We start from the raw sequence: 19,578 nt of genomic DNA on the forward strand, positions 1-19,578 counted from the left end.
ACTAATAATCAAAATTATGTTTACCAATAAAACAAAAGGTCTTTTGCTAACTGGAATCGTTGCTTTGGCAATGACATCTTGCGGAGACAAACATAACGATTCGGGTACAGAATTTGCACCGAATATGTATCATTCAGTTGGATATGAACCTCTTTCGCAAACTGATGGAGATACAAACACAATCAATCCTCATGGAATGAATATGCGTTTGCCAGTAAAAGGGACTGTTCCTCGTAAATATTACGGACAAGAAGCTAAAAGTGACTCTATTGATGGTGATTTACTTCAAATGGAATTAATCTCTCGTAATATCAAATCTGGAGATATGGCTTCTTCAGAAGCTTTATTGACAAACCCTTACGAACCAACAGAATCAAATCTTGAAGCTGGAAAAGCTCAATATGAAAGATTTTGTATGCACTGTCATGGTGAAACAGGTAAAGGAGATGGAGCAGTAGCTAAAATGTACAAAGGGGTACCCGTTTATTCATCAGATGCCTTGAAGACTCTTAATGACGGTCATATTTATCATACTATTACACATGGTAAAGGTCGTATGTGGGCTCATGGTTCACAAATTTCTTCTGCTGACCGTTGGAAAATCGTTCTTTACGTACATCAATTACAGCAACAATAATACATGATGGCAAAGAAAAGTAACGACTGTTACTTGACTAAATGTTAACTTGCTAATCAATATCAGTTATTTTCAAATTATAAAATTTTCAAATTATAATGGCGGGACATTCACATTTTTCCCCATCTAATGTCGAAGAACATTTTGAGTTCACGGCAGAAGGTCGCAAAAGAGTTATTTTTGCTTTCTTAGCAGGATTAGTAGCACTTGTTGTAGGAATCTATTTGTTATCTCGTGGAGACCACGAAGCCGCACACGCTGTTGCTGAACACGGTGCAGAGCATGGCGAACACCTTTCTGGTGGTGCAGTGGCTCACCACGGAGACTATGACTGGACAAACCGTATTTGGGCCAATCTTTGGTTAAATGGTGTATTTTTTACTGGTATTTCAGTAATTGGTATGTTCTTCGTATCAATTCAATACTTAGCCAAAGCAGGTTGGTCTTCAGTAGTAAAAAGAGTAGCAGAAGCATTTCCTCCATTTTTAGTTGTTACAGGTACAGTATTGATTTTAGTTTTCTTGTTTAAGGGAGACGTAATTTTCCACTGGATGCACCATGGTATAACTGATAAAGGAAGTGAACATTACGATAAAATCATCGCAGGAAAATCTGGTTATTTGAACAAATGGTTTTTCTTAGGACGTATGGTTACATTCTTTGCTTTATGGTTAGTTCTTTGGAATTGGATGCGTAAAAAATCATTGGAAGAAGACCTTAATGGCGGAAATGAAAATTTCTATTCAATGGTAAAAATTGCAACAGGATTCATTGTTGTAATGGGTATTTCAAGTTCAATGTCTGCATGGGACTGGGTTATGTCAATTGACACACACTGGTTTTCTACAATGTTTGGTTGGTATATGTTCTCTTCTTGGCATGTAACTGGCTTAGCAACTATTACTTTAACAGTCTTATTGTTGAAAGATAAAGGCTATATGCAATATGTAAATTTTAACCACTTACATGATTTGGGTAAATTTATGTTTGCATTCTCAATCTTCTGGACTTACGTTTGGTTTGAACAATTCCTGTTAATTTACTATGCAAACTTCCCTGAAGAAACTATCTATTTCTTAGAACGTTGGGAAGGTCATAACAAGATTTATAAGGCTACTGAAATAATGAATGTTGTATTTAACTTCTTTTTCCCTTTCTTAATCTTAATGACTCGTGACGCTAAGCGTACAGCCATATTCTTAAAAATTGCTTGTTCATTTATTATTGTAGGTCACTACCTTGATTTCTACCAAATGATTATGCCGGGTACATTAGGACCTAATGGCGGATTTGGATTAGTAGAATTTGGAATGGTTACAGTATTTGCATCAGCATTTATCTACGTTGTATCAACACAATTGACGAAAGCATCTTTAGTGGCTAAAAATCACCCATTCTTGGAAGAAGCTCTTCACCACGATATCTAATATTGATTGGTTGCCTAATGGCAACCAATTATTTTCTATAAAATAACATATTCCTAAAAACATTTTTATTGAACGTTTTTTTATAGAAGAGTAAACAGAAGTATGACACTTGAATATTCAGGTGAAATTTAAAAAAGATTTATAACCAAAAATTAGCTAATAAAATGACATATTTAATAGGTCTTTTGTCGGTAGTATTCTTAGTATTGGCAATCATGATTGTCAGTAAGAGTATGTCTCTTTCAAAAGGTATTCAAGGAACTGAACAAGACCAAGATACACCATTAGATGGAGCAAATAATGCAAATGCAATCGGTATGATTGTATTCTTAGTGTTAGGTTCAATTGGGGCAGCATGGTCATTCTTGTATTCAAGACCAGATTTGCTACCTGTTGCGGCTTCAGAACATGGTTTAAAAACAGACCAAATGTTTTGGGTTTCAATGGGAGTTATCACTTTTGCATTTTTTGTTACAAATGCTTTATTATTTATATTCTCATTTATCTACCGTCACAAGAAAGGATACATTGCAACATTTTATCCTGTTAACCACAAGTTAGAGTTAATCTGGACAGTGATTCCTGCAATTGTGATGGCTGTATTAGTATTCACAGGTTGGAGAACTTGGAGAGACATTACCTCACAAGCTCCAGATAATGCGGTTGTAATTGAAGTGACAGGTCACCAATTTGGTTGGTATGTTCGTTACTCTGGTAATGATGACAACAAATTAGGGAATAATAACTATAAGTTAATTGATGCTACTAACTCAGTGGGTATTGACTTTACAGATGAAAAATCATTTGATGATTTCACTGCAAACGAAATGCACTTACCAAAGGGAGTTCCTGTATTATTGAAGATTAAAGCTCAAGATGTTTTGCACTCGGTATATTTACCTTACCAACGTGTTAAAATGGATGCTGTACCAGGTATGCCAACTAAATTCTGGTTTGTTCCAAATAAGACAACTGATGAAATGCGTTATATAACTGGTAACCCAGATTTTAACTACAAATTAAATTGTACAGAAATTTGCGGAAGTGGTCACTTTGGTATGGCAATTACTGTATTTGTTGATGAACCAGAAGATTATGCTACTTGGTGCAAACAACAAAAACCTTTTTTGACACAAAATCCAGATTTCTTAGCTAAAGTTCCAGAAAAGCTAAAAGGTAAAGCACAGAAGTATATTGAAGCTCCTGCGGCAACACCAGATAGTACACAAGCGAGTGGTGCAACACCAGCCGCAGCAACATCATTGAGATAATTTTAAGATTCAACATAGAATAAATAACAATAAATTATGGCAACTGCAACACTACACGCAACAGACACTCATGACCACGAACATGAGCATCACGAGCTGGGATTCGTGCAGAAGTATATCTTCTCAGAAGACCACAAGACAATTGCAAAGCAGTATTTAATTTCAGGTATCATTTGGGCATTCTTCGGGGGTGCAATGTCAGTTATCTTCCGTTTACAATTAGGTTTTCCTAATATGGATTTAACATGGTTAAAACCAGTGTTAGGTCAGTGGATTGTTGAAGGTAAATTGGAAAAAGAATTCTATTTAGCACTTGTAACAATGCACGGTACTGTAATGGTATTCTTTGTATTGACAGCAGGTCTTTCAGGAACATTCTCAAACTTCCTGATTCCATTACAAATTGGTGCAAGAGACATGGCTTCAGGGTTTATCAATATGCTTTCGTATTGGTTCTTCTTCTTAGCATCAATCATCATGTTCTCTTCATTGTTTATTGAGACAGGGCCAGCATCAGGTGGTTGGGTTATCTATCCTCCATTAAGTGCATTACCTCAAGCAATGCCGGGTTCTGGATTGGGTATGACATTATGGTTATCAAGTATGGCATTGTTTATCGTTTCTCAATTAATGGGCGGTATCAACTATATCTGTACAGTAATTAACTTACGTACACGTGGAATGTCATTTACTAAATTACCATTAACTATTTGGGCATTCTTCTTTACTGCTATCTTAGGTTTATTATCATTCCCTGTATTATTATCAGCAGCGTTATTATTGATTTTTGACCGTAGCTTTGGTACATCATTCTATTTATCAGAAATCTATATCGGAGGTGAAGCTTTACCAAACATTGGTGGTTCAGCAATTCTTTACCAACACTTATTCTGGTTCTTAGGACACCCTGAGGTTTATATCGTATTATTACCTGCATTAGGTATTACTTCTGAAATCATTGCAACAAATTCTCGTAAGCCAATTTTTGGTTACCGTGCGATGATTGGTTCAATGATGGGTATTACGTGTTTAGCGTTTATCGTTTGGGCTCACCACATGTTTGTAACAGGTATGAATCCATTCTTAGGTTCTGTATTCATGTTCTTAACATTGATTATCGCAGTACCGTCAGCAGTAAAAGCATTTAACTACATTACAACACTATGGAGAGGAAATATCATCTTTACTCCTGCCATGTTGTTCTCAATTGGTTTGGTTTCGTTATTTATTTCAGGAGGTCTTACAGGTATCATTTTAGGTAACTCTGCTCTTGATATTAACCTTCATGATACCTATTTCGTAGTTGCTCACTTCCACTTAGTAATGGGTGCGGCATCATTCTTCGGATTAATGGCAGGTGTATATCACTGGTTCCCTAAGTTATTTGGAAAAACAATGAATAAAAACGCAGGTTATATTCACTTCTGGTTTACCTTCGTTGGTGTTTATTGTGTGTTCTTCCCAATGCACTACATCGGTTTAGCAGGTTTCCCACGTCGTTATTATTCATTTACTGCTTTAGGAAATGGAAGAATGGAAGCTTTTGTAGATATGAATATGTTTATTTCAATTGCGGCTATTTTAACATTCTTAGCACAAGCAATTTTTGCGGTAAACTTCTTCTATTCAATTTTCAAAGGAAAGAGAGCTCCTCAAAACCCATGGAACTCAACTACTTTAGAGTGGACTGCTCCAATCGAAGGTATTCACGGAAACTGGCCAGGCGAAATTCCAGCAGTTTATCGTTGGCCTTACGATTATAGCAAGCCAGGTTCTTCAGTAGATTTCATTCCTCAGAACGTGCCATATTCAGCAACTCCTGAGTCGAACTTCCCAGAAGAAAATGAAGAAATTGCTAACGAAAAAGAAATCGAAGGACTATTAGATATTCAGAATTCTGCTTATAGTCACTAAGAAATAAATACCTCTAAAATTGAGAATATGTTAACCATGAAGATTCGGGTTAATATATTCTCAATTTTGTTTAAGAGCAATTCATACTTTTGTTTTTCAAAGAAAGCCTTGTACTTAACGGTCTTTAAAAATTAAAACAGAATTTGGATTTGAAATAAAACAACAACTAATATGCTCTTTAGAAAATTAGGCATAGCAACAATAATAACGATATACTTACTGGTATTGGCAGGAGGAATAGTGAGAAGTACAGGCTCAGGAATGGGATGCCCAGATTGGCCAAAGTGCTTTGGAATGTTAGTGCCACCCACAGATGTTAGCCAGTTGCCTGCGAATTATCAAGAAATTTATGCAGAAAAATTGCATGGTGAAGTTGAATTTAATGCAACAAAAACATGGATTGAATATGCAAATCGACTTATTGGTGCTTTAACTGGAATAATTGTTTTTGCCGCATTTATTACATCAATATTTTACTACTGGTCAAAAGATAGAGTAATTGTTTATCTGTCATTCTTAGGAGTAATCTTGATAGGTGCAAATGGTGTTTTAGGAAAATACGTAGTTGATTCTTTCTTAAAACCGGGCGTAGTAACCATGCACATGCTTCTTGCGATTTTAGTCATCTTCGTTTTATTGTACGCAATAGCAAGAGCATGGTCAGAAGTTATAATTACAGAACAAGTAGAAAATAAAAGTACTATTACAAGATTATTAGTGTGGGTATTGATAGTCTCTACTTCTCAAATTTTATTAGGCACACAAGTAAGGGAAGCAATAGATAAAGTGATAGCGAATCCGTTTTTTGGATATAATCGAGAGACATGGATAGAACAATTAGGACTGCCATTTTATATTCACCGTTCTTTCTCGATTATCATATTAGGTTTACACATTTACTTAATATGGAAATTACAAAAAAATACCAAACAAACAGGCTTGATTTCAACGTTTACAAAAGCACTGGTGTTATTGGTTATTGTTGAAATATTAACAGGTATTGTAATGGCATATTTTGGTATTCCAGCCTACTTACAACCGATTCATTTAACATTAGCTTTAATTTCGGTAGGAATACAATTTGTACTCTTACTTTTACTAAATTTTAAAAATGTAACACGATTTAGTGAATCGTGAATAAGATGATTACTAAAGAAAAAGAAGTTTCAGAACAAAACGAGAACGTTGGTTCTACTTCCAAAATAAAAGCTTATTACGAATTACTAAAATTCAGATTGTCATTTTTAGTTGCATTTTCTGGAGCATTTGGGTATTCATTGGCAGTTGATAAGATAGATTGGTGGAAAATAGTATTAATAAGTCTTGGAGGTTTTTTGATAACTGGAGCAGCTAATATTGTTAACCAAATAAAGGAAATTGAGCTTGACAAATTAATGAAAAGAACACAAAATCGACCTTTACCAACAGGCAGATTAAGTGTAAAAGAAGCAACAATTTTTGGCGTAGTGATGTTTTTATTAGCAAGCTACATTTTAATATTTGAATTCAATATCAAAGCAGGTGCTTTAGGAATATTATCATTCATATTGTATGGGTTTGTATATACACCGCTCAAAAGAGTTGGTCCTATTTCTGTATTCGTAGGAGCATTTCCAGGGGCATTTCCGCCAATGATTGGTTGGGTAGCAGCAACAAACCATTTTGGCTTAGAACCTGGAATATTATTTGCTATTCAATTCTTTTGGCAATTTCCACACTTCTGGGCAATTGCATGGGTTGCAGATGAAGATTACCAAAGAGCAGGTTTTAAAATGCTACCAAACAATGGTCATAAAGACCTAAGAACAGCATTAACAATGATGATTTATACCATTTTTCTTGTACCGTGTGGGTTTATTCCTCATGTATTAGGAATGACAGGATTTAACTCAGCCATTGTTGCAGTTTTGTGTGGCGTATTATTTTTATCACAAACATTTTATTTAATGTCAAGACCTACCGACAAAGCTGCTTTAATGATGATGTTTGGCTCATTTATTTACTTACCAATAGTACAGATAGCATTTTTGATGGACAAAATTTAAAAACATGACACAAGAACATTTAGCAAATATAAACATTGATGAGCCAGAAGAAACGCTCAAGATGAACCCTAAAAAATTTATGCTTTGGCTCGCAATTGTATCAATTATAATGATGTTTGCAGGCTGGACTTCAGGTTATTTGGTTCGTAAGGCAGAAGGACGTTGGCATGAGTTTGAATTACCACAAATCTTCTGGTATTCAACAGGAATATTATTAGTAAGCAGTATTTCTATGTTTTTTGCAGTACAAGCAGCAAAAAAAGACAATTTCAGTACGCTTAAAACAGCAATTTCTATTACTTTTGTGTTCGGTTTAGCTTTTTTAGCGACACAAGTCATTGGTTTTTCTGATTTAATTAAAAACCAATTATATTTCGCTGGAAGTGATGTAGCATCCTCTTGGATTTATGTTCTGGTTGGTTTACATGCTTTACACGTAGTATCTGGTTTGATAGTCTTATTGATTTCATTGATTTCATCATTCAAATTCACTAAAGATTCCAAAAACCTTACGAGAATACAATTATGTGCCACCTATTGGCACTTTTTGGATGGACTCTGGCTATATTTATTTTTATTTTTGTATTTTAATAGATAATTTTAGCGACGACAATCTTTAATAAACATTATAAAAGATTGAAAAACTTAAATTATTAGCCTCTTGGGCTACTGATATATTAACTAATAACTAATAACTTAATACTTAAAAAATGTCTGCATTACACGCTCCTGCCGTTCCTGAAAAATTAACTTGGACGGGTGGTTCAGAACCCTTGAAAGCAAGCTACGGAAAACTCATGATGTGGTTTTTCTTACTTTCAGATACCTTTACGTTCTCAGCATTGCTGGTAACTTATGGTATGATTCGTTACAGTCAGCAAGCCTATGAAGGGGCGGTAGAAAAATTCTATTTCTCTACAACTCACTGGCCAATTCCAGAAAAGGTATTTGAATCTGTTCCATTTTTACATGGAATGTCATTACCATTAGTTTTTGTTGGAATTATGACATTTATCTTGATTTTTAGTTCAGTAACAATGGTATTAGCTGTTGAAGCTGGACACCGTAATGACCGTGCTGATGTTGAAAAATGGATGTTATGGACTATTTTAGGAGGTTTTACTTTCTTAGGTTCACAAGCATGGGAATGGTCACACTTTATTCATGGCCCAGAATTAGCTTTAGCGGCTAAAGATGCTGCTGGTAATGCAATTGAAGGTGCTAATTTGGTTCGTAATCCTTATGGTCCTCCAGCATTTGCTGATTTATTCTTCTTCATTACAGGTTTCCACGGAACACACGTATTTTCAGGAGTTATCTTGAATATCTTGATTTTCTTCAACACTGCAACAGGTTTGTACGAACGTCGTGGACATTATGAAATGGTAGAAAAAGTAGGTTTATATTGGCACTTTGTAGATTTAGTTTGGGTATTCGTATTTACCTTCTTCTACTTAGTATAGTAAAACCTCGTTCAACCAGAACAAAGAGATTTAAAGAAATTTATTAATAGAAAATATTATACAAATGGCCTCACACGCACATTCACACGAAGCAGAACATCAAGAAATTGCCGCTCCACAAACAGCCGCTATTTGGAAAACATTCTGGATATTATTGATATTAACAGCGATTGAATTCGTAATCGCATTTACCATTGGCAAAGGAACATTGAAAACTTCAATCTTCGTTGGAATGACAATCGTAAAAGCATTTTATATTGTAGGTGAATTTATGCACTTAAAGCATGAAGTAAAAACTTTGATATGGGCAATTTTATTACCAGCAATCTTTGTGGTTTGGTTATTAATTGCACTTATGTATGAGGGTGGTCACCTTTACTGAGAAATAAACGTTTGATTTTTCACTTTTCAGAAGTGAAAAATCAAACAAAAAAGAAATATAAGTGTTAAGTAGTCAATTAAATAAGTTAAAATTAAGTAGCTATTGAACTACTTATTTTAATGAATACTAATTACTAAATCGAAAATGACACAAAAAACTATGAAAGCTGGAATCCTAATCGCTGCATTAGTTGTTCCAGCTTTAATTTTTTTATATCTAAAAGGCTTCGGTGAAAACCACTACGAATTGCCTTATATGATTCCATTGACAGATTCTACTACGGGGAATATAATGCTTAGGAAAAATCCTAACCCAAAATGGAATCAACCAGAAATGGATACCGTTTTTCATACAATTCCAAATTGGAAATTGACAGATGAAAATGGTAAAGAATTTGCGGGAGAATCTTTAAAAGGAAAAATCTATGTCGCAGATTTTTTCTTTACTCGATGTGAAACCATTTGCCCGAAAATGTCAACTGAATTCACACGTGTGCAAGATACATTCTCTCAAAATGATGATGTACAATTTGCCTCTTTCTCGGTTGACCCAAGCCATGATACACCTGAGGTATTGCAAGAATATGCAAAAAAATATGATGCCAAAGCAGGAAAATGGCACTTTTTAACAGGAAAAAAAAGTCAAATATACCCTTTGGCTATTAAAGGGTATTTTATTCCAGTAGCAGATGCTTCTGAATATGATAAAGCTGTAAAAACTCCTGACGAAACATTTATTCATTCCGAAAAATTAATTTTAGTAGATAAGGACGGACACATTAGGGGATTCTATGATGGAACTGACAAAAAAGATGTTGATAGGCTTATCTTAGAAATACGAGTATTAACGAAAATTTACGAAACAAAAAGTTAAAATAACACATCAACAAAATGAACCACATAATTTTAGAAAAAAGTACTAAGAATGACAACTTAGTTAAGATTTTATCAATCGTTATTCCTGTGGCGGTAGCTTTATTGATTGGTATTAGAACAAAAATTGATTTAGGTGCTTGGACAAAGACACTACCACACGTGATTGGTCTTTTAAACACAACAACTTCAATTACGCTAATCTTAGGATTTTTTGCCATAAAGAATAAAAATATTGTAAGACATCGCCAGATGATGGGATTATCATTTATACAAGGTGCTTTGTTTTTAGTTTTGTATATTCTTTATCATATCTCTAACCAATCGACACCGTTTGGCGGAGAGGGTATTTTAAGACCTATTTACTATTTCCTTTTGGTTTCACATATTGTTTTATCAATTGGTGTAGTTTGGTTTGTTCTCAGAGCAGTATATTTTGCATTGAGTGGGCAAATTACCGAACACAAAAGAATTGTAAAGTGGACGTTCCCTTTATGGCTTTATGTGTCTATCACAGGCGTAATTGTATATTTGATGATTTCACCTTATTATAATTAGGTTTTAGAACTCAACATTTAAAAGTATCTCAAAAAATGAAAAAGATATTTTCGACAGTAATTTTATTTTTGATTAGCATTTCAATGAGTATAGCTCAATGTGCTATGTGCCGTATGACGGTGGAAAGTACAGTTTCGAATGGACGAAGCCAAATTGCTTCAAATTTGAATCATGGCATATTGTACTTATTATCAGCTCCGTATATTTTGGTAGCAATAGTTGGCTATTTATGGTGGACAAGCTCAAAGAAAAATATGTCGCCACAGACTATTTTAAGACAAAGAATCAGAAAGGCATTTAGTCAATTACAATAATCAAAAAAGCCTTCTTTCTATGAGATATTTCATATAAAGAAGGCTTTTCGTTTGTTCACAAACTTATTTTTTGAACTGCTCCAAAAACATCAAGATTTTCTGTAAATCAGGTTCACTTATTTTTTCTTTAAAACTTGGCATTTTGTTAATCCCTTCTGCAATAGCACTCCTTGCTTTATAAGATTCTAACTCTTTTTCTGTAAAATTCGGAACTCCCTTCCCTCCTTCTCCTGACTCTCCATGACATTTTGCACAGTACAAACTATACAATTTATGACCGTGGTCTAAAAACTTAATATATTCAGCTTTTACATTTTCGTCTAACCCATCAGGAATTTTGTAAACAATAGTGGCAGGTGGCTTACCTTCTTTTTTTTGTGCATTGCCAGTAAAAACTAAAGTCAGAAAAAGTATTCCGAATAATAAAATGGTATTTCTAAGCATTGTTTAATAAAGTTTAGTATTCTCCTCCTATTTTGCGTTTGTTAAGTAAATTATCCTTAGAAATAGGCAGAGATAAAGGGGCTTTTTGTTTGGGTATTGTTTCATTCAATGAATAAATGAAAGCCTTTAATTCTTGCTTTTCATTAATAGTTAAATGTAAAGAATCACTGGATAATGTTTGATTGCCTACATTCAAATTTCTACCAAGCCCACCTCCATTATCATAAAAATCTATTACTTCATCTATTGTTTTAAATACACCATTGTGCATATACGGCATAGTATGTGCTGAATTTCGAATAGTAGTGGTTCTAAAGGCATTTTTAGTTTCTTTAGCAGGGTTTATTCCGAATCTACCTAAATCAGGACTTAACTGATTATAGTTAGGGTTATTAGGAACACCAATTACTTCAAATTCAGACCCTACATAAGGTGGTTTTACTCCGTTAAACTGTGGAACAAAATGACAGGTACCGCACTGAGCTTTGCTCATAAACAGATTAAAACCTTTTTCAGCCTTTCGGTTCAAGGTTATCATTTTATTCATCGCTTTATCAAAAGGTGAAACAAAGTAACTAAATTCCCTGTAATACAAAGTGATAGCTGAGGTGATATGCTCAATGGTGATTTCATCGAATTGAGGCGTATATTTTAGGTATTTCTCAAAAATGTGTTTATACTTTTCACAGCTTAAAATTTTATCTAAAATAATCTTTTCATCTCCAGCCATTTCTGAAGGATTTTTAATTACATCTTCCGCCTGTGCTTGCAATGATGTATGTTTGCCATCAAGCATTATTAAATGATTAAAAACAACATTCAATAGCGAAGGCGTATTTCTGGGTAGAACTTTCGTATTATCGAAGTCTGGTGAGGTAGTATGAAGAGTATCTGTAAAAAACTGAGTTGGTTTATGACACGAAGCACAACTTCGCTTATTATTTCCAGATAAAATAGGGTCATAGAACAACATTTTTCCTACTTGTTTTATCTCCTCAAGTTGATATTTATCCTCAATAAATCCGTAAACACCCTTCGTATTTTGACCAAAATATAAAGTTTTGTCAAAAATACTTTTGCTATTTTTATTTAAAGAATAATCATTAAAGCTCTCTGAACGAATATGATAAGTATTTAACAAACGCTGATTGAGAGAGAATAAAGGATTCACATAGTCTCTAATAAAACGAAAATGGCTAAAACTTGAATAATCATCTTTGCTCTTTTCAATAAAAAGAATAGTTTGTTCAAATAGATTGAGATAATTATCAGGAAAACGATTATTTGGAAATTGCTTGTTATATATGGTATAAAAGTCTCGTTGACTTTTAAGCATTTGGGATAATTCAGGTAAAATTTGTTGTGAGTCTGGACACTCAAAACCTGTGGTATAAATAGCTGATAAATTTAGTAGGAAAAGACGATTTGCTAACAAATAAGTATTAGACGTTTTGAGCTTTGCTTGCAGAGAATCACTCCTAAAATACGAAATACCAATTTTTGCTTGATGGATTAAATGCAAAAGAGAGTCTTTATTAGTTTCCTCTTCGTTTATTGATATTTCAGCGATAGTTAAACCGAAACCTTCTCGTTTGTAAGGTTTCTCAAATTTCTCAAAAACCTCTGTTTCCCATTCAATAGGCAAAGGACCATTAATTTTCTTGTATTGTGTAGGTTCAAGATACCGAAGAATAAAATCAAAGGATTTTAAAAGCAAACGTGATTGATGTATGCGAGCAATAATTTCTTGCCGATGCTTAGGGTTCTTTAAGTCACTATTTGTGATGGTAGTTGAAAGAGTATTTAGCGATGCTTCAAATTTGGAAATTTTATCACCAACAAAGTACTCTAATGAATTTTCATCTTTAGGAACAAATGCAACACAAATAAAAACAATAAAACAGATTGTAAATGATAATACCCTTATTCTCATGGCGGATTGAATGTTGGCAGGCAAAGTTTACCTAATTTCACGAAATACAATTACCTTGCCAAAAACCAAGCTTTCTTTTGGGGTTAACTTACTCCCAAAGCGGATAATGCTCTAAGTGAATTTGTTCACCAAAGAAAATTTTAGTCGAAGTTTCAAATGAAGCCGTATAATCAGAAACATAAAAATGTTTGATGTGAGAATTCATTGAACAAAGAATATCATTTTCTGAAAGATATTTATTCAATGATTTTGCTACAATTTCGGAAGTATCTAAAACCGTAACTTTGCCTTGATAATAATTCTCAATTTGAGTTTTTATGAGTGGATAATGCGTACAACCCAAAATTAAGGCTTCAATTCCTTCTAATTCAGGATGGTTTAAATACTCCTGAATAATGCTTTCTGAAATATTATTATTGAAAAAACCTTCCTCAATCATCGGTGCAAGCAAAGGCGTGGCTAATGATTTTAAGGTAATTCCTTTGCCCGTCGCATCAATTTTCTTTCGATAAATATTTGAATTAACAGTTTGTTTTGTACCAATCAAGCCAATCGTTTTGTCTGGATAAGTATTAGCCAAATATTCTACTACGGGGTCAATCACATTGATAACCTTAGCTTTACTTCCAACATATTCACGGACAAGCTCAAAAGCCGCCGCAGAGGCAGAATTACAAGCAATTAGAATAACTTTACACTTCTGTTGCAAAAGAACATTGCAAATTTTGATAGAATACGCCTGAATGGCGGAAGAAGATTTATCACCATAAGGCAAATGTGCGGTATCTCCGAAATAAATTATATTTTCGTTAGGCAAAAGCGTCGTTACAGCGTGTGCAACGGTAAGTCCGCCAATGCCACTATCAAAAATTCCAATTGAGTTTGAATTCATATTTTTATGGCTGTCGCTACCGACAATCAACTTTTAAAGTTTGTTTATCAAAATTAATTGAAAGCATTTTGCTAAAAGCCGAAAATTAAAAAAAAATCGTAACTCCCTATGCAACCTTTCATACGTCTATTTCATCTTGAATTTATAAAATCTCAGACCTTAAGATTTAAACCAAAACAGTATCGTGAAACTACTTAATTTATTTCAAAGCGAAGAAGCTCTGGTGAAAGCCTGCCAAAAAGGCGACCCCAAAGCTCAACGACGAGTTTATGAAAAATATTCTCCCAAAATGTTGGGAATATGTTTTAGATACGTCCACGATGATTATGAAGCAGAAGAAATAATGATTGAAGGTTTTGTGAGAGTTTTTGAAAAAATTGATACTTTTAAATTGGAAGGTAGTTTTGAAGGTTGGATTCGCAGAATTATGGTCAACGAATCATTAATGTACCTCAGAAGTAATAAAAAAGCTCAATTTGAAACCAGTTACGACCAGATTCTCTATGAACCAGAACCAGAACAATTTAGAACCGACCTCGAAAGTCAAGACCTTTTAAAATTGATAGAAAAATTACCACTTGGTTACAAAACAGTTTTTAATCTTTACGCCATTGAAGGATATTCTCATGCTGAAATTGCCAAACAATTAGGTATAACCGAAAGTACTTCAAAATCACAACTCTCTCGAGCAAGAGTTATTTTGCAAAATGCCGTAATGGAAATGGCATGAAACGTAACACAGACTTTAGTCTGTTTGTCATATTACAGACTAAAGTCTGTGCTACAAAACGAAAATGAAAAATTCAGAAAATATAGATAAAATATTCTCAGAAGGCTTACAAAACTACGAGCGTCAACCCCGTAGTGAAGCTTGGGTAAAACTTCAAGCGAGACTTGAAAAACCACAAAGCAAAGTATTGCCTCTATGGTGGAAATTTGCTTCGGCGGCATCTGTTGCCTTACTTTTGGGCGTAGGCGGATACTGGTATAATTCACAAAAAAATACGGTAAATGAGGATTTTGCAGTGGTAAATCAGTTGAAAAATACTTCAAAAGAAACTACACTTCCGCTACAAAACACTTCTAAAACGGAATCAGTAGCAGTAACCACTACGAAAGAAACGAAAATCGAAGTAACAAAACACAATACAAAAGTGTTGAAATTTGATTCTCAGAATGAAATTTCTGTTTCGAAGATTTCTAAATCAAATGAGATATTAAATACAAAAAATATCGTCTCTCCTACTCCATTAGCAGAGATAAAAACAACCATTGAACCAAACACAATTGTCTTAGTTCTTGAGGACACAAAGCCAAAAATTCAAGAAGAAACCATTGTTCTGAACTTCGTTGAAGCAAAACCTGAAGCAGTTGCTCAAATTGACCCAAATGAAGAAAACCTTAAAAAACAAAGCCGTTTGAGTAAAATTTGGCAACAATTAAAACGTGCTAAAAACGGCGAAGACGTCAATTGGGGAGAAGTTGGGATTAAACCACAAAAAGTTTTAGCACGTGCGGATGCAAAAATTGAAAATGCTTTAACAAAAGGAGAAAATAATGAAAAATAGATGCAACCATTATCAAAAACCCTGCATCTTGAAAGTATAAAACATAAATCACTAAGTTTCCTAAATATGTGTTGATTCTCACTTCAACCAACATTACCAAAGAAACTCTAAACATTTAAAACGTAAAATCATGAAAACACTAATCAATATGAATACACTAAAAAAAATTAGTTATTCAATTATCGCAACCATCGCTTTTATCATCTCTACCAATCAAGTAATGGCAAAAGGTGGAGAAAAAGATTCAACTGTAATTAGCATCGACAAAAGAAATCAAACGCTTCTCAATCAAAGTAATAACACAAAAACGCTAAGAGAAAACTTACAAGAGTTGTTTCAAAAAAGTGGAATGTCGCTTGATGATGATACTTGGAGAGGCATAAGAAGAGTTGTCAACAGCGACCTCAATAAAGATACCCTTTTAATAATAACACAAAGCGATAAAAGTATCAAAGTTGTTATTAATACCAATACAAAAAATAGTAACGTCAATACCAACGTCAATGTTAATACAAATGGAGAAGGCACATACAACAATGATAAACAAGTAAAAGTTGGATTAGGTGGTGTTGTCGTAAAAGATGGAAAAGACGAAGTAAGAGTTGGCTGGAATGGCGTATATGTAAATGACGGTGGACGAGAAACTAATATTACATTGAGAGACTCTGCACGCATTAATCGTAAAAACAGTGGGTTTAATAGTCGTTCTGGTTTCAATATCTATTTAGGTTTAAATTCATTTACAAATGCCAGCAACATTGGCGGGATTTACAATTCAAAAGATTTTGAATTAAGTCCATTTGGTTCAAGATACTTCGGATTTGGCTGGACACGCAGTGGAATGATTAGTAAAGGCACAAAAGCTGCCTTGAAAATAAGCTACGGTTTAGAGTTCTCTTGGTACAACTTTATGTTAGAAAATAACGCTTTCATTGTTAAAAACACAGACAATATTGGGTTCGCAGATTATCGAGATTCAAAAGGAAACCAAGTTGCTCTATCTCGCAATAAATTAACAGTTGCTAACATCAACATTCCAATAATGCCGTATGTAGCCTTCAAAAAAGGAAGTACAATCACATACATTGCCGCAGGTGGTTATATTGGCTATCGTTTGGATAGTTATACAAAAACCAAAGAAGAAGACAGCGGTAAAAAAGAATGGAATCACAGTAGTTTCTTCTTAAATAATGTTAGATATGGTTTAGCATTCGAATTAGGATTGAAAGATTTTCCAGATTTATTCGTCAATTATGACATGAATAATTTATTTCAAGACAACCGAGGACCCAAAATTGGAGGAATCAGCTTTGGCATTAGACTTTAGTCGTAAAAAAAAATGAAAAAAAATATTGAGAGATAATATTCCAACAACGTGTTTATTTTTAGACATTTACGGCAATACTATCTCTCAATTTTACGCTAAACACAGTATTAAAAGATATTTTTTGTAAATTTTTTTTTGCGATACTCTTTGAGATAACAAAAAATAGAGCTACTTTTGCACACTCTTTCACCAAAACACTAAACGAAAGTGCTAAAGGGAAAAGAAAATGGGGGTGTACCAGAGTGGCCAAATGGGGCAGACTGTAACTCTGCTGGAGTATTCCTTCGGTGGTTCGAATCCATCCGCCCCCACTGTTTCAGTAACAATTAACAGTAAATAAATTTCAACTTGTTTACATTTTGTTTTTAAATAAAACTGTTAATTGAAACTGATAACTAATGATTCAAAAGCGGGAGTAGCTCATTTGGTAGAGCGATAGCCTTCCAAGCTATAGGTGGCGGGTTCGAGCCCCGTCTCCCGCTCCAATCAGAAACTATATTAGGTGGTTGGTTGTTAATTAGTTAATAGTTATTAGTTTAGCTAAAAACAATTAACAATTGACCATTTGTAGTTTCATGGGGTCTCTGCCTTTGTAGCTCAGTGGTAGAGCACTTCCTTGGTAAGGAAGAGGTCGGCAGTTCAATCCTGCTCAAAGGCTCGAATCAATTTGTTAATGTTATAATTTGAAAATTTGAAAATGATTTTATGATTAGACTTATCGTTTTAATCAGATAAAATCTAAATCATTTTCAAATTTCTTCATTTTCAAATTTTCAAATTAATTAAGTTTTTTCATTCTTTTTATAAAATCAAATTAAGAACTAAATATCATGGCAAAGGAAAATTTTGACCGTAGTAAACCCCACGTAAACATTGGTACAATCGGTCACGTTGACCACGGTAAAACTACATTGACTGCTGCAATCACTAAAGTGTTGTCAGAAAAAGGTCTTGCTGAGAAAAAAGATTTCTCTTCAATTGACTCAGCTCCAGAAGAAAAAGAACGTGGTATCACTATCAATACTGCTCACGTAGAATATTCAACAGCAAACCGTCACTATGCACACGTTGACTGTCCTGGTCACGCCGATTACGTTAAAAACATGGTAACTGGTGCTGCTCAAATGGACGGTGCTATCATCGTGGTTGCTGCAACTGACGGTCCAATGCCACAAACTCGTGAACACATCTTGTTGTCACGTCAGGTAGGTGTACCTCAATTAGTAGTATTCATGAACAAAGTGGATATGGTTGATGACCCTGAATTATTAGAATTAGTTGAAATGGAAATTCGTGAATTATTATCATTCTACGAATTCGACGGAGATAACATTCCAGTAATCCAAGGTTCTGCTCTTGGTGGATTGAACGGTGAGCCGAAATGGGTTGCTACTATCGAAGCGTTGATGGATGCAGTAGATAATTGGATTCCACTTCCAAAAAGAGATGTTGATAAGCCATTCTTGATGCCAGTTGAAGACGTATTCTCGATTACAGGTCGTGGTACTGTAGCAACAGGTCGTATCGAAACAGGTGTAATCAACTCTGGTGATCCAGTAGATATCTTAGGTATGGGTGCTGAAGGTCTTAAATCAACTGTAACAGGTGTTGAGATGTTCCGTAAAATCCTTGACCGTGGAGAAGCTGGTGATAACGTAGGTTTATTATTACGTGGTATTGACAAAGAATCTATCCGTCGTGGTATGGTTATTTGTAAGCCAGGTTCAGTTAAGCCTCACACTAAATTCAAAGCTGAGGTTTATATCTTGTCTAAAGAAGAAGGTGGACGTCACACTCCATTCTTTAACAAATACCGTCCACAATTCTATTTCCGTACAACTGACGTAACAGGAGAAATCATGTTACCAGAAGGAGTAGAAATGTGTATGCCTGGTGATAACTTGACAATCGATGTAACTTTATTAAACAAAGTTGCAATGGACAAAGGACTTCGTTTCGCTATCCGTGAGGGTGGTCGTACAGTAGGTGCTGGTCAAGTAACTGAAATCTTAGACTAAGATTTACTAAGTATATAAAAAAAGCGTCTCTCAAAAGGAGACGCTTTTTTGTTGTTTAGGAATTGACTCTATTTTAAGGTTTACATTCTTAAACTCTTAATTATTTTCAAAGTAGGCTTTTGTTGATGATTCTTCTGTGGCTGGTCTCCCGACCAGTCCAGTCGAATGACCAGTCTTCCGCCCCGTGACTTGTCGGCTTCCCGTGGCTGGTCTCCCGACCAGACCACTCAAATAACCAATCCACACAAAAATGAAACCACCACAAATACGTAAGTCACACATGGATATTGGAGAAGTGTACTTCTATACATCTACCATTATTTCATGGAAAAGACTATTTATGACTGATAATTTGAAGTTAATAATTATAGATTGTTTGAAAAATTTAGTCGAAAGAAAATTGATTATTGTTTATGGATTCGTAATTATGCCAAACCATATCCATATTATCTGGGAATTAAATTCCATGAATGGAAAAGAGTTACCAGATACCAGTTTTACCAAGTTTACTGC

The 19,578-nt window shown here is 34.4% G+C and carries 20 protein-coding genes and 3 tRNA genes; 20 read left to right on the forward strand and 3 right to left on the reverse strand.

The features are described 5' to 3' along the window. The first annotated feature begins 16 nt into the window (after window positions 1-16). The 12 genes from LV89_RS17880 (at window position 17) to LV89_RS17935 (ending at window position 10,883) form a co-directional block, all read left to right on the forward strand. A complete protein-coding gene (locus LV89_RS17880; RefSeq protein ID WP_109744292.1) occupies window positions 17-637 on the forward strand; it encodes a c-type cytochrome in 621 nt (206 codons plus the stop codon). 98 nt (window positions 638-735) lie between these two features. Next, complete coding sequence (locus LV89_RS17885; RefSeq protein ID WP_109744293.1) at window positions 736-2,064, forward strand: quinol:cytochrome C oxidoreductase; 1,329 nt, start codon at window positions 736-738, stop codon at window positions 2,062-2,064. A 164-nt stretch (window positions 2,065-2,228) separates the two neighbouring features. Further along, the gene (locus tag LV89_RS17890; protein ID WP_109744294.1) at window positions 2,229-3,335 is read left to right on the forward strand and encodes a cytochrome c oxidase subunit II; all 1,107 of its coding nucleotides are present in this window, start codon (window positions 2,229-2,231) and stop codon (window positions 3,333-3,335) included. A gap of 36 nt (window positions 3,336-3,371) precedes the next feature. Then, the gene (locus tag LV89_RS17895; RefSeq protein ID WP_109744295.1) at window positions 3,372-5,249 is read left to right on the forward strand and encodes a cytochrome c oxidase subunit I; all 1,878 of its coding nucleotides are present in this window, start codon (window positions 3,372-3,374) and stop codon (window positions 5,247-5,249) included. 171 nt (window positions 5,250-5,420) lie between these two features. Further along, window positions 5,421-6,386, forward strand: coding sequence for a COX15/CtaA family protein (locus tag LV89_RS17900; protein WP_109744296.1), 966 nt, complete (start codon window positions 5,421-5,423; stop codon window positions 6,384-6,386). A 5-nt stretch (window positions 6,387-6,391) separates the two neighbouring features. Next, window positions 6,392-7,294 carry a heme o synthase gene (gene cyoE, locus LV89_RS17905; RefSeq protein ID WP_109744297.1) on the forward strand — a complete coding sequence of 301 codons (903 nt, stop codon included), beginning with the start codon at window positions 6,392-6,394 and terminating at the stop codon, window positions 7,292-7,294. A gap of 4 nt (window positions 7,295-7,298) precedes the next feature. After that, a complete protein-coding gene (locus LV89_RS17910) occupies window positions 7,299-7,892 on the forward strand; it encodes a cytochrome c oxidase subunit 3 (RefSeq protein ID WP_109744298.1) in 594 nt (197 codons plus the stop codon). Between the two features lie 112 nt (window positions 7,893-8,004). Beyond that, window positions 8,005-8,757, forward strand: coding sequence for a cytochrome c oxidase subunit 3 (locus tag LV89_RS17915; RefSeq protein WP_109744299.1), 753 nt, complete (start codon window positions 8,005-8,007; stop codon window positions 8,755-8,757). Between the two features lie 64 nt (window positions 8,758-8,821). Continuing rightward, window positions 8,822-9,139 (forward strand): cytochrome C oxidase subunit IV family protein, encoded by a 318-nt coding sequence (locus LV89_RS17920; protein ID WP_109744300.1) that lies wholly within the window; start codon window positions 8,822-8,824, stop codon window positions 9,137-9,139. Between the two features lie 144 nt (window positions 9,140-9,283). After that, window positions 9,284-10,012: an SCO family protein gene (locus LV89_RS17925; RefSeq protein ID WP_109744301.1), complete on the forward strand. Its 729-nt coding sequence runs from the start codon at window positions 9,284-9,286 to the stop codon at window positions 10,010-10,012. 17 nt (window positions 10,013-10,029) lie between these two features. Beyond that, window positions 10,030-10,569 carry a DUF420 domain-containing protein gene (locus LV89_RS17930; protein ID WP_109744302.1) on the forward strand — a complete coding sequence of 180 codons (540 nt, stop codon included), beginning with the start codon at window positions 10,030-10,032 and terminating at the stop codon, window positions 10,567-10,569. Between the two features lie 35 nt (window positions 10,570-10,604). After that, a complete protein-coding gene (locus LV89_RS17935; RefSeq protein ID WP_109744303.1) occupies window positions 10,605-10,883 on the forward strand; it encodes a CAMCR motif-containing small membrane protein in 279 nt (92 codons plus the stop codon). A 63-nt stretch (window positions 10,884-10,946) separates the two neighbouring features. Here LV89_RS17935 and LV89_RS17940 read toward each other — a convergent pair whose 3' ends face one another. The 3 genes from LV89_RS17940 to murI all read right to left on the reverse strand — a co-directional run bounded on the left by LV89_RS17940 (window position 10,947) and on the right by murI (window position 14,152). Beyond that, entirely contained in the window at window positions 10,947-11,327 is a 381-nt protein-coding gene (locus LV89_RS17940; RefSeq protein ID WP_109744304.1) for a c-type cytochrome, read from the reverse strand. Window positions 11,328-11,340: 13 nt separating this feature from the next. Further along, entirely contained in the window at window positions 11,341-13,260 is a 1,920-nt protein-coding gene (locus tag LV89_RS17945) for a cytochrome-c peroxidase (RefSeq protein WP_109744305.1), read from the reverse strand. An 88-nt stretch (window positions 13,261-13,348) separates the two neighbouring features. Further along, complete coding sequence (gene murI / locus LV89_RS17950; protein WP_109744306.1) at window positions 13,349-14,152, reverse strand: glutamate racemase; 804 nt, start codon at window positions 14,150-14,152, stop codon at window positions 13,349-13,351. 181 nt (window positions 14,153-14,333) lie between these two features. Between murI and LV89_RS17955 the strand changes: the two genes are divergently transcribed. The 8 genes from LV89_RS17955 to LV89_RS17990 form a co-directional block, all read left to right on the forward strand. Beyond that, complete coding sequence (locus LV89_RS17955; protein ID WP_109744307.1) at window positions 14,334-14,882, forward strand: RNA polymerase sigma factor; 549 nt, start codon at window positions 14,334-14,336, stop codon at window positions 14,880-14,882. A gap of 64 nt (window positions 14,883-14,946) precedes the next feature. Beyond that, entirely contained in the window at window positions 14,947-15,720 is a 774-nt protein-coding gene (locus LV89_RS17960; RefSeq protein WP_109744308.1) for a hypothetical protein, read from the forward strand. A gap of 130 nt (window positions 15,721-15,850) precedes the next feature. Continuing rightward, on the forward strand, window positions 15,851-17,047 hold the full coding sequence (locus LV89_RS17965; protein WP_109744309.1) for a porin family protein: 1,197 nt from the start codon (window positions 15,851-15,853) through the stop codon (window positions 17,045-17,047). A gap of 228 nt (window positions 17,048-17,275) precedes the next feature. After that, a tRNA-Tyr gene (locus LV89_RS17970) sits at window positions 17,276-17,358 on the forward strand. A 98-nt stretch (window positions 17,359-17,456) separates the two neighbouring features. Continuing rightward, a tRNA-Gly gene (locus LV89_RS17975) sits at window positions 17,457-17,532 on the forward strand. A gap of 101 nt (window positions 17,533-17,633) precedes the next feature. Next, window positions 17,634-17,705 (forward strand) — tRNA-Thr (locus tag LV89_RS17980). A gap of 172 nt (window positions 17,706-17,877) precedes the next feature. Next, window positions 17,878-19,065 (forward strand): elongation factor Tu, encoded by a 1,188-nt coding sequence (gene tuf, locus LV89_RS17985; protein WP_109744310.1) that lies wholly within the window; start codon window positions 17,878-17,880, stop codon window positions 19,063-19,065. A gap of 250 nt (window positions 19,066-19,315) precedes the next feature. Further along, window positions 19,316-19,578: transposase (locus LV89_RS17990; protein WP_510185566.1), on the forward strand; the 263-nt coding region annotated here is incomplete at its 3' end.

Origin of the sequence: Arcicella aurantiaca (assembly GCF_003148625.1) — a bacterium.
Lineage (GTDB): Bacteria > Bacteroidota > Bacteroidia > Cytophagales > Spirosomataceae > Arcicella > Arcicella aurantiaca.

Coding starts and splice junctions, on each gene's coding strand:
- LV89_RS17965 (WP_109744309.1), top strand. CDS start 15,851: ATGAAAACACTAATCAATATGAATACACTAAAAAAAATTAGTTATTCA.
- LV89_RS17915 (WP_109744299.1), top strand. CDS start 8,005: ATGTCTGCATTACACGCTCCTGCCGTTCCTGAAAAATTAACTTGGACG.
- LV89_RS17930 (WP_109744302.1), top strand. CDS start 10,030: ATGAACCACATAATTTTAGAAAAAAGTACTAAGAATGACAACTTAGTT.
- LV89_RS17940 (WP_109744304.1), bottom strand. CDS start 11,327: ATGCTTAGAAATACCATTTTATTATTCGGAATACTTTTTCTGACTTTA.
- LV89_RS17895 (WP_109744295.1), top strand. CDS start 3,372: ATGGCAACTGCAACACTACACGCAACAGACACTCATGACCACGAACAT.
- LV89_RS17925 (WP_109744301.1), top strand. CDS start 9,284: ATGACACAAAAAACTATGAAAGCTGGAATCCTAATCGCTGCATTAGTT.
- LV89_RS17880 (WP_109744292.1), top strand. CDS start 17: ATGTTTACCAATAAAACAAAAGGTCTTTTGCTAACTGGAATCGTTGCT.
- LV89_RS17890 (WP_109744294.1), top strand. CDS start 2,229: ATGACATATTTAATAGGTCTTTTGTCGGTAGTATTCTTAGTATTGGCA.
- LV89_RS17910 (WP_109744298.1), top strand. CDS start 7,299: ATGACACAAGAACATTTAGCAAATATAAACATTGATGAGCCAGAAGAA.
- murI (WP_109744306.1), bottom strand. CDS start 14,152: ATGAATTCAAACTCAATTGGAATTTTTGATAGTGGCATTGGCGGACTT.
- tuf (WP_109744310.1), top strand. CDS start 17,878: ATGGCAAAGGAAAATTTTGACCGTAGTAAACCCCACGTAAACATTGGT.
- LV89_RS17920 (WP_109744300.1), top strand. CDS start 8,822: ATGGCCTCACACGCACATTCACACGAAGCAGAACATCAAGAAATTGCC.
- cyoE (WP_109744297.1), top strand. CDS start 6,392: ATGATTACTAAAGAAAAAGAAGTTTCAGAACAAAACGAGAACGTTGGT.
- LV89_RS17945 (WP_109744305.1), bottom strand. CDS start 13,260: ATGAGAATAAGGGTATTATCATTTACAATCTGTTTTATTGTTTTTATT.
- LV89_RS17900 (WP_109744296.1), top strand. CDS start 5,421: ATGCTCTTTAGAAAATTAGGCATAGCAACAATAATAACGATATACTTA.
- LV89_RS17960 (WP_109744308.1), top strand. CDS start 14,947: ATGAAAAATTCAGAAAATATAGATAAAATATTCTCAGAAGGCTTACAA.
- LV89_RS17935 (WP_109744303.1), top strand. CDS start 10,605: ATGAAAAAGATATTTTCGACAGTAATTTTATTTTTGATTAGCATTTCA.
- LV89_RS17885 (WP_109744293.1), top strand. CDS start 736: ATGGCGGGACATTCACATTTTTCCCCATCTAATGTCGAAGAACATTTT.